Consider the following 9105-nt stretch of genomic DNA (forward strand, 5'->3'; position numbering starts at 1 on the left):
CTAATGCGTTTTGCATTTTTACCAAATGCCGAAAATGATCATCTTTTAAACCACTGTATTTTGATCACCAACTGCGGGTGATGAGGCAGGATACGATCAGGTGGGGACGGAGTCTAACCGTGACTTGCTGGGGCGCTTACACGAGATATGCTGGAATCAAACCAAACAGGACCATTCTGCTGGCAACTTTGCCCCATTTCACCCCGTACCGAATCCTGTTGCCAAGATAGGTTTTTTTCTTTTGAAAGTTGGAGCTTCGTAGGGCAATTTTGGGGGGAACATCTTGAGCTGTAAGATCGTCGTTCATCAGTAATAATCTCCATTTGGCGTCTTGAGAAAAGCTGAAATTCAGACTCCCGCCCAGAGGCTTTATTGCGAATTTCTGGCGAAACCCCAACTGCGCGCCAAAGACAGAGCCCTTTGATCACGAAAAGCCCACCGTCTGTCTATTTGGTTTCGAGCATGACGTTAGAGATCTTCGGCGGCGATGCCGGGACCTGCTCGAATGCATGCCAGCTCAAAGCTTGATTGGCGCGCATTCGGTGCGCATCCATTGGTTGCGCGCCGATGACATGCATGCGTGGGACAGCTACGCATTCGGTGCGCTGATGCCGTGAACGCGCCGATGACGCATAGGCTCTGCCTATTTCGCAGTCATTCAAACCCGTCCATGACAATAAATCCATCCAGATCTTCACTGGGATATCTGACTTTGACCTCTTTGAGGTCCCACTTGAAGTGGGCTGGAATATCCTGGCTGGAACAAACGATGATGTCCTCGTCTCCGAATTTGTTCGGGCTGTCACTGACCTTCTGATTGCCGACCTTCCTTACGTCCCATTTCTTGAACTTGTAGAACTGCCTGATCAAGAGCATGCAGACTTCACCAGCGGGGACCTGAACCTTGGATGGCTCCATCATCGTCGCACTGGGCTCGGTCCAACTCGGGCTCAGAACGGCAACGCGATCGTTGAAAAACTCACTCTCGTGGTCAACATCCATGCGGTTGATCGCCACACGCACACAGCGCTCAAATTCGGCGTCATCCTTAGCCTCCTCAGGAGTTGATATCTCGACCAGGGTTAGCTTACCTGATTTTGGGCCGCTAATCTTGACCGCTGCTTTAGGTTTTCCTGGAAGTCTTTGGTTTGAGCCATCCACAAAGCAATGATCGAACCGGGTCTTGTCACTGAATAGCGCTGATCGAGTGTTTTTGAGCAGCACGCTCAGGGATTGAAGCCGCACCTCTCGCTCAGCTTGGTAATCCTCATACGAGAATGGTTTTCCGGATTGTGACGTGACGCATGAAACGAGAAGTGCGATTGATCCGAGGTCCATCAGCCTGAGACTCAAAAATCTAGCGAAGCGCATGGTAAACCCCTATTGCCTTTAAAGGCTGGGATATTGGCATATCTCAGAAGATTGGCCTAGGGAAAAATCAACAGGACTCAATCCCAGCGCGAGTTTCCAGCTTTTTGAAGGCTTGCCCAACCCTTTTTAGCACGCACGCACCATCCCGGAGCAAGCACCTGGCGGGGCTGATCCCGTTCTCGCCCGGTATTCCCAAGCACATCTCTATAATAACGCGACGCGTCGCGTTTTGTCAAAGCATTTACTTTTCGCCCACACAAATAAAGTTTTTGATAAACGCGACGCGTCGCGTTATAAACAAATTACCGGATAATCCGGTACAAACTATAAGTTAAGGAAAAGAATTATGAGAAATGACGTGAATGCGAGAATCATGGACAAGATCAGGAAACTTCTTGCTCTGGCAGAGAGTGAAAATGAGCACGAAGCCGCTGTCGCAATGGAGCGAGCGAACGAGCTGCTTCTTCGCCACAATCTGTCAACCCAGGATCTTTCTGAATCGACTGTATCGTCGCATGAGACCGAGGGCGTTAAGACTGAGGCGGTCGAAACCAAGTGGATCATTGCAATCCTTCAGAAGCACTTTTTCGTGAAAATTATTGTCAAGCCTATCTACGGCGGGCGGTCAGACACTGGTAGAAGGATCTGGCACAAAAGGTATTGCTACATAGGCGAACCTCTCAATCTTGAAGTGGCACTGTATACCGAAGCCTTCTTAAGAAGGAGCTACAAACGTCTGTGGCACGAATACAAAGCAGCGAATCAAGCCTCGGAGAAAAGCAGGCAGGCATACTATTCGGGCCTGACCAGGGGCATAATCGAGAAGCTCGAAGCCAAAAGGGGAAAGGTGCAAACCGAAACGGGGTTGGTATGGAAAGGCTCCGCCGCGATTGACCAATTTGTCCGCGAAAACTTCGGTCCTCTTCAAAAGAGATCCTCCAATATACGCATTGCCAATGATGGAGCCGCAATCAGCGCAGGCAAGGAAGCGGGTAGAAGCCTTGAGTTATCCACCGCGCTCAAGAAAAGTCACCAGTCATCGGCGTCTGGCCGCTATCTGGGAGCTTGACGAGTCTCTAGTCAGGGAGCTGCAAGCGGCAGCTTCCGGCCCTCTGCAAATCAACCATTTTCAAAATATGGGATAGCGATATGCAAAATATCAGACACGATATCATGAAAAGACTCGAATCTCTGGCTTGGAAAAGATCAAGCCCATACTGTCTTGACTGCAAGCATACAACGATTCTGGCACCCGCGAATGTCAATAAGTGCGGCATGTGCCATTCCCAGAACGTGACGCGTGTTCTGCCCGGTGTTGGGGTCGGCCCCATTGAATGGATCATAAAGCAGTTTCTGCTCGAAAGCCCATTCGATGCCGACGCAATGTTTGATGAGCACCTCGATGGGACCAAGGAAACCGTCACCGTTGGCAACACGACCTGGACTCTAAGCAACATGCTCAAGGAGGCATTTCCGACCGCGTATCACGGACTTCGATTCCAGTTCAAAAGCACCATGTTGAAGCGCGGATTGATCATGCGAGTTGATTCAGAGTTGTACTGGACGGACGACATTGATGATTGGCTCGACCGGCAACAAGAAGCAACACCCTCACGTAACAAATTTCATTGAACAGGAACACCTCGGAGCACATACAGATGAACCTGCAAGTTATTTCCAGATCTTTCCACCGTACTGACGATTTGCTGAAGGGTTTCACCTACGGATTTTTCCTTGTCGAGTTGCAGAAAAGGAAGTTTCGCCTGGACGAAGCACGGGTAAGGGAAATCTTTGGTGAATACCTGCGGCGGCAGGTGATCGATGCCCGCCAGGCTTTCGATGATCACTTTGACGAAATCATGGATTGCGTAAACCAGTCCAGAGCCGCAGGTAAACCGAAGTTGTGACCCGAATCCCGATCGAGTATCGAGGCTAAACTACCGCTCCCCTCCGGGGGAGCTTTATAAAGGACAATTCCATGGCAGCATATCATATCAAAGACTACATTAAGCTTATGAACGCGGTAACAACGCTTAAAGACCCTGCGAAGTCCAAGCGCTCGAAGACCATGGCATCAAATTATATCGACAAGGTGATTGGGGACGCGTTCAGGAAGCATAGCGCAGGCCTTGTGGTCCCGGTAACCCGGATTCCGAAGGTCTATCAGGTTGGCCGTGAGGCAGTCATGGAGGGGAGGGACCTCGATGAGCACATGCAGCGAGCGATCAAGGAACATGGGGTGCAGCTATGAAGGGCACTCGAACCAAGCAGCGTTCCCAGAGGTTCCATACAGCTGATGCACTGCTTGATGAAATGTCATTTGAGCACCTCATTATCACGGTCCTGGCAAACGAAAAGGTGATTAATGTCGCGAGGGTGAAAAAGGTGTTTCGGGAATGCCTGGAGCGTCATCTGATTGATGCTCACGAAAACCTCGCAGATAATATGAGTGAAATTGTGAAGGAACTGCACAGACAGCGGAGAATGAAGTGATAGGTTATTGATTTCAGGACCGGCAATCCCAAGCCAGTCCGGGCCTCCGAAAGGGGGCCTCAACAAGTTTTGGTTGCAAAACGCGACGCGTCGCGTTATAACTATACTCGGGTCCGGAAATACCGAGGCTGAGAACGGCGTCAGAGTCGCAAGGTGCAGGCACCGGGGTGGTGCGTGCGTGCTAAAAAAAAGAAAGCGCAGCCAATGACCGCGCCCACAAACTATAAGTTAACACCTGTTTATATCCAATTCCAAAGGGATAGGTCAATATGATAATCGGTAGCATGTCAGAGGAAAGCAATGGCGCAACGCGCTTTCCCGCCTGGTTTATGGATCTGAAAAAGAGAAAAAGGAAGAAGCGGCACACAGCCGAAGAGTTGGCTGAAACGACAGGGATGTCCAAATCGGCTATCCTTCGGGGATTTGATGGACTCATTGAAGCCGAGGTAGTCAGGGACGGACGCCAGTCGTCGTATGAGTATCTCGACGATGACCTGCAGTGGCTGGAGAATGAGGTAGCCGCAGGGCGCATTTACCCCGTGCGCGTCGATCGGAAAAAGCTGGCCAAGTCCAAGGCTTTTCTGAAGAAAAAAAGTGAAGAGCTGAAGCAGGAGTGTGGACGAGCGCTGGATGCTAATAGGGTTTATAACCTGAAGTCTGATGAGAACTTCTTGAATGCCTATGAAGCAACCCAATCCGCAGCAGACGGACTGAACAAAATGCTGGAAGAAATAGCGGACCTAAGCGACAAAGAACCAATATCAATTGTCGCTTCAGCTGGGTTGATCCTTACCCATCTATCCAAGAATTTGGAGGCAGCCAAGGAGAAATATAGTCAGTTGCAGTCAGGAGATCGGAATGCAGAACAGCCTTGAAGAAGAACTGCGATAGTCGCGAAGACTCTTACCATATCGGGAGAGAAACAGCGACTGCCATCGGAGATTTTCCTGGTGTGATCAAGAATGGGTGACTAGGCAGAAGTTTCCCGTCCAGAATAGTCGCGATTCGGTCGACATGACTTTATCGGCTTTCTCAGGCGAGATAAATCATGACGAAGACAAGAAATGAGTGGCTCCAGTTTCCGGTAATCTCGCATGGTGCCGAGTACCTTGTACTTGGCTATCTTATGAGACGAAATATCCTTGCCTATAAAGCTCCACCAAACAATGACGGTTATGACATTATCTGCATCCACCCAGACGCGTCCAAGTCTAAACGGCAGATTCGCATACAGGTTAAAAGCAGACTGAAGAATGGAGTCCGAGGATTCCCTTTGAAGGAAGAAAAGCTTTATGCTTTCGACTATTTGATCTTCGTTCGACTGAATGTAGGAAAGATAGTGAAGCGCGAAAACGCTCGGTCCTTCGACGGACCTAGTGACGTTGAGTTGTATGTTATCCCGGCCAAGATTATCAGAAAAAATCATGACGCCACTACTTCATGGCAGAAAGTGGTTTTTTCCGCAGAAGACTTCAAACATTTCGATAAGTATAAAGGGGATCGAGGCATCGAGCAGATCGCCAAAGATCTGAGAGTAGCGTCACTTTCGAAAGCGACGGATGGAGCGGCCTAAGCAATTGCAGTTTGAGAACTTCGTGCCTCAAGTGGACGTCGCGAAAAACCATTCGCTCACGCGTATAGACATTGCGTGTTTCTCCCTGCCTGAACATACAGCCAGGGAGAAATTGTGCTTTACCGAATTGTCCAGAAATCCCCGGATAGCTTCGGATCTTCGATATACCGGTATGGAAGATATCCATACCCGTCTTCGCCCCAGTCCTCACCCCAAGAATTCCGGATGATCAACGCCTGCTTCGTGTCGTCGTAGCCAACTACCAGGACCGCATGTCCGCCCTCCAGCTTTTCGCCGGCTTTGGGCACAGGGATAACCCCGGTCTTCTTCACATTGCGTCCATAGATCGATGAGTAAACGCTGAAACCAATAATGACTGGGTAGCCCTCGGCTAGGGACTCGCGGAACTCGTCGAGATCGCGACCGAGGCGCTGATACGTTTTAATGCGTTCCTTCGCTGCCAGCGCGATTACGTCGTCCGAGGGGCGAACCGCAAACCGCTCGATATTGTATGGCCACTTGTCTTCTGGTGGATATCCCCAGGTGACGATGGCCTTGACTGTGCTGCGGATGCTGGCGCCCACGTCAGTCTTTTGGGTGCCTTCAAGCGAGCGTGTCGCGTAGTAAATGAAGAGCCTCGCGGGAACGACAACCGGCATATCGCGGTCGTAGACATCGAGGAACATCGCAGCGGCCCCGGCAGCATGCGCGGTGCAGGAACCGAGATCGCCCTGCTCCCATGCGCGAAAGAATCGCTTTCGGAGATCAATAGATTTCGCGAAACCAGTTGCGGTTCGTTTGGAGGTAAAACGCTTGTCCCGCTCATCGGGGGTGTCGGGCAGCCAACCAAGCTTTCTCTTTTCGGTCATCAAAATCCTTCAAATGCCCATCATTGGGCTTCTCAGAGGATAACCCGGTGCAACCGTAAAGCTAAGAAAGACTGTGTTTACAATCAGGTAAACACTGCGGTCCCAATCCCTTGTTGACAAATAGTAGGCTCCTGGCATCGCCGAGCATGACTTTCACATTTCCTGGCCGGATGCCAGCTTTTACAGTCACCTAGCAATAGAATTCTCCGCGCGCTTGCTGGGCTGCCTTTATGGGTTTCCAGGACTGCTCGCTCATTCCAAAATATACGTTCGGAGAGCCGTCATGAGTGCGATAAGGGTATCCAGCGATCATGGCGGCAGCAATAAATACTCCGTTGGTAATATAACCGATTTCCCTTTCAACACGATGCTTCAGTCCGTAGCTGGATGATCGAGTATTGATGGTTTTGATTGGCTTTATAAAGACGCCCAGCCACCTCGCAGTCTCTTCAATCCTCGAATGACTCGCACGTAAATCCGCGCGCCTTTTGACGAGAGTTGCCCAATAGTCGTCCCAATGAGCTACACCAGCCACCCCAATTCCGAAGTTGTTCAAAAGGGGCTCCTTTTTCATCACAATGGCAAGGCGCAACTGGAGTGCTGTCGCCTGGGTCAGGCTTTTCCAGCTATCGAACTCATGCTCCAAAGCTATGATGTGCTGAGCTTGTGCCAGCGACATTTCCTGGCATTTGGAAAAACACTTAGCGGCCCTCAGCTTCGCATTTTCTTCGTCATTCTTCCAATGATCACGAAATTGCTTGGCCAGCTTAGTAAAATGTCCAATTTGATGAGGCACAACTTTCATTGAGTTATCCTTCGTTTCGTTATGAAATCGGTTCGCTGCTTTCCACAAACATCAAGCTGCGGAATGCTTCTCGCGCTTGGAGCGGCACCACTCCGTTGCCCAAGGCTTTGATTCTGTCCACGCGATTGGGACACCCATTAACCACTCTACAAATTCCGGGTTCAATGGCCCACCAACCAGTCCGCTCAGCGGTGTTGTATTGCGGTTTCCCCCTGGATGTTTCCAGTCTCGGGCAAGGGGTGTCGGCCACTGGCGCACTGCGGTCGCGAGGCCGATCAAGTGCGATCCCTGTTGCTGCTTGTCCTGATAATTTCCGTGAACCGTAGGCGTCGGCCAAAGGTTGCGGCGGGCCATCTGATGCAGCGATGGCCGTACCTTCGCGTTCTTCGTTGACCTGTTGTTTCCAGAATTGGACGCGGTCGGCGTGGGCAGCAAGCAGGAACCAGCGGTTGCGTTTGTGCGGAGCGCCGATCTCCTGAGCGGATAGCATACGCCAGCGACAGTCATAGCCTCTGGCGGAAAATTCCCCGACAACTCGGTCCAGACCGCGCAAGCGGATTGCGGCGACATTTTCGAGGAAAAGGAAACTGGGCTCGATTTCTTCGGCCAGCCGCACGATCTCAAAAAAAAGGCCGCTTCGCTTTCCTGCCAAGCCAGCGCCAGTTCCCGCAACAGAGATGTCCTGGCAGGGGAAACCTCCATAAATGATATCAACTTTTCCGCGCCATGGCTTGCCATCGAGGGTTCGGACGTCGTCCCAGAGCGGTGCGCGGGGCAATGAGCCGTCTTCCATTCGTGAGAGCAGGATTGATTGGGGATATCGCTCGATTTCACAGTAAGCGACTGGTTTGGCCCAAGGGGCAAGTGCAAGTGAGAGACCTCCATACCCGGAAAACAAATCCAAGGCATTAAGCAATTGCTCCCACTCCGTTCTTAAAACAGGCGTTTGTCTTTATAGATTCTCCTTTTTCGTATCGATGGTTTGGTTCTGTATCGAAGCGATTGCAGCTACCGAAGTTGGCCTCAGATATATGACCTTGGCTAGTTTCACGCCTGTTTCAATTTCTGCGGCGAGCAGCGTTGAATCTGGATCTTCAGCAGCGCCACCGAGCGCAATCAACATTTCAAATTCGATCCTGTTCAATGCCCGCTTCATTGCCCAGTGCCGCTGACGCATCACGGGATCCTTGGGCTCACTTTTCTGCGCTGAATCAAGCCGTACAGACATTGTGGTCAAGACTTCCTCAATCCTGGCCAGCGCCTCGCTCCGTATCTGTGCCTCTGTCTGGAATTTACGCATGTTTGTCCCATTGTCTGGAAGTGTTCGGCAAGCTTTTATTAGACGCTACTCGGTATCTGTTATTGCGAGTATTTCGATGAATTTTTCCGAAGCTTTTACGCGGCATGCTCGCACAGAGTGCCTGCCCATACCCAACCTGACCTCACCCCTGCTTTTCAAATTCGCGCGCAATATTGCGGTCCACGGATCTGGACACCTGGTCCGCGAAATCCCACGCCGGTTTCGTGTGTTTCTCATCCTTAAGCAGATATAATACCCGAAGCTTTCCCCTGCCCGCGCGCTGGAAGAGGCCAAACAGCGGAAACGGTTTGTATTTGCCATCGGTCGAGAAATCCGCTTTGAAGACATCCGTCCGGCTTCGAAGCGCTCGCGGCAGCATGCCCTTTGGAATTGGCGTGGATTTGGATGTTCGGACACCAGCAGGAATCGCAACATGACCGTCTGGAATCCAGGACTGTCCTTCCTCCTGCTTGACCATGTATGGGTCAACGTCATAAACCCTTGCCATCAATGATGTCCGATTGGCGGAGTCCGCGCGGACCCCCTTCTGCACCCACGAATTTCTAAGCGTGAATCGCCGGGGCATATCGTCATGAATATCCTCAGCCGCCTGGCGAGCGATGGCGGTCAGCGCCTTGGCAGCATGCGCCCTTTCCTCCAATGTCATTCGGTTAATTTTTATAAATTTCCATAA

12 protein-coding genes and 1 pseudogene are annotated in these 9105 nt (G+C 51.0%); 6 read left to right on the forward strand and 7 right to left on the reverse strand.

The window, feature by feature from the left end:
• Positions 1-136: 136 nt before the first annotated feature.
• Positions 137-307: a hypothetical protein gene (locus VE954_RS21785; RefSeq protein WP_324956710.1), complete on the reverse strand. Its 171-nt coding sequence runs from the start codon at positions 305-307 to the stop codon at positions 137-139.
• A gap of 347 nt (positions 308-654) precedes the next feature.
• The gene (locus VE954_RS21790; RefSeq protein WP_324956712.1) at positions 655-1371 is read right to left on the reverse strand and encodes a hypothetical protein; all 717 of its coding nucleotides are present in this window, start codon (positions 1369-1371) and stop codon (positions 655-657) included.
• Positions 1372-1717: 346 nt separating this feature from the next.
• On the opposite strand from VE954_RS21790, the gene VE954_RS21795 reads away from it, so the two are divergent.
• The 6 genes from VE954_RS21795 (at position 1718) to VE954_RS21820 (ending at position 5437) form a co-directional block, all read left to right on the forward strand.
• Positions 1718-2440 (forward strand): DUF2786 domain-containing protein, encoded by a 723-nt coding sequence (locus VE954_RS21795; RefSeq protein WP_324956714.1) that lies wholly within the window; start codon positions 1718-1720, stop codon positions 2438-2440.
• A gap of 80 nt (positions 2441-2520) precedes the next feature.
• Positions 2521-3003 carry a hypothetical protein gene (locus VE954_RS21800; protein ID WP_324956716.1) on the forward strand — a complete coding sequence of 161 codons (483 nt, stop codon included), beginning with the start codon at positions 2521-2523 and terminating at the stop codon, positions 3001-3003.
• Positions 3004-3029: 26 nt separating this feature from the next.
• Positions 3030-3278: a hypothetical protein gene (locus VE954_RS21805; protein ID WP_324956718.1), complete on the forward strand. Its 249-nt coding sequence runs from the start codon at positions 3030-3032 to the stop codon at positions 3276-3278.
• A 71-nt stretch (positions 3279-3349) separates the two neighbouring features.
• Positions 3350-3622, forward strand: coding sequence for a hypothetical protein (locus tag VE954_RS21810; RefSeq protein WP_324956721.1), 273 nt, complete (start codon positions 3350-3352; stop codon positions 3620-3622).
• Between the two features lie 511 nt (positions 3623-4133).
• Positions 4134-4739 carry a hypothetical protein gene (locus VE954_RS21815; protein ID WP_324956723.1) on the forward strand — a complete coding sequence of 202 codons (606 nt, stop codon included), beginning with the start codon at positions 4134-4136 and terminating at the stop codon, positions 4737-4739.
• A gap of 173 nt (positions 4740-4912) precedes the next feature.
• The gene (locus tag VE954_RS21820; RefSeq protein ID WP_324956725.1) at positions 4913-5437 is read left to right on the forward strand and encodes a hypothetical protein; all 525 of its coding nucleotides are present in this window, start codon (positions 4913-4915) and stop codon (positions 5435-5437) included.
• A 119-nt stretch (positions 5438-5556) separates the two neighbouring features.
• Here VE954_RS21820 and VE954_RS21825 read toward each other — a convergent pair whose 3' ends face one another.
• From VE954_RS21825 to VE954_RS21845, 5 genes and pseudogenes are all read right to left on the reverse strand, one after another.
• A complete protein-coding gene (locus VE954_RS21825; RefSeq protein ID WP_324956727.1) occupies positions 5557-6306 on the reverse strand; it encodes a C1 family peptidase in 750 nt (249 codons plus the stop codon).
• 190 nt (positions 6307-6496) lie between these two features.
• Positions 6497-7111, reverse strand: a complete 615-nt coding sequence (locus VE954_RS21830) for a hypothetical protein (RefSeq protein WP_324956729.1) — start codon at positions 7109-7111, stop codon at positions 6497-6499.
• 19 nt (positions 7112-7130) lie between these two features.
• A complete protein-coding gene (locus VE954_RS21835) occupies positions 7131-8027 on the reverse strand; it encodes a DNA cytosine methyltransferase (protein ID WP_324956730.1) in 897 nt (298 codons plus the stop codon).
• A gap of 36 nt (positions 8028-8063) precedes the next feature.
• Positions 8064-8411 (reverse strand): hypothetical protein, encoded by a 348-nt coding sequence (locus VE954_RS21840; RefSeq protein WP_324956732.1) that lies wholly within the window; start codon positions 8409-8411, stop codon positions 8064-8066.
• A 142-nt stretch (positions 8412-8553) separates the two neighbouring features.
• A pseudogene (locus tag VE954_RS21845) lies at positions 8554-9105 on the reverse strand (hypothetical protein); the annotation flags it as partial.

The organism is Oligoflexus sp. (assembly GCF_035638955.1).
Taxonomy (GTDB): Bacteria; Bdellovibrionota_B; Oligoflexia; order Oligoflexales; family Oligoflexaceae; genus Oligoflexus.

Bases quoted from the DNA above. Each gene is read 5' to 3' on its own strand.
- VE954_RS21815 (WP_324956723.1), top strand. From the start codon at position 4,134: ATGATAATCGGTAGCATGTCAGAGGAAAGCAATGGCGCAACGCGCTTT.
- VE954_RS21840 (WP_324956732.1), bottom strand. From the start codon at position 8,411: ATGCGTAAATTCCAGACAGAGGCACAGATACGGAGCGAGGCGCTGGCC.
- VE954_RS21790 (WP_324956712.1), bottom strand. From the start codon at position 1,371: ATGCGCTTCGCTAGATTTTTGAGTCTCAGGCTGATGGACCTCGGATCA.
- VE954_RS21810 (WP_324956721.1), top strand. From the start codon at position 3,350: ATGGCAGCATATCATATCAAAGACTACATTAAGCTTATGAACGCGGTA.
- VE954_RS21805 (WP_324956718.1), top strand. From the start codon at position 3,030: ATGAACCTGCAAGTTATTTCCAGATCTTTCCACCGTACTGACGATTTG.
- VE954_RS21795 (WP_324956714.1), top strand. From the start codon at position 1,718: ATGAGAAATGACGTGAATGCGAGAATCATGGACAAGATCAGGAAACTT.
- VE954_RS21830 (WP_324956729.1), bottom strand. From the start codon at position 7,111: ATGAAAGTTGTGCCTCATCAAATTGGACATTTTACTAAGCTGGCCAAG.
- VE954_RS21800 (WP_324956716.1), top strand. From the start codon at position 2,521: ATGCAAAATATCAGACACGATATCATGAAAAGACTCGAATCTCTGGCT.
- VE954_RS21785 (WP_324956710.1), bottom strand. From the start codon at position 307: ATGAACGACGATCTTACAGCTCAAGATGTTCCCCCCAAAATTGCCCTA.
- VE954_RS21820 (WP_324956725.1), top strand. From the start codon at position 4,913: ATGACGAAGACAAGAAATGAGTGGCTCCAGTTTCCGGTAATCTCGCAT.
- VE954_RS21825 (WP_324956727.1), bottom strand. From the start codon at position 6,306: ATGACCGAAAAGAGAAAGCTTGGTTGGCTGCCCGACACCCCCGATGAG.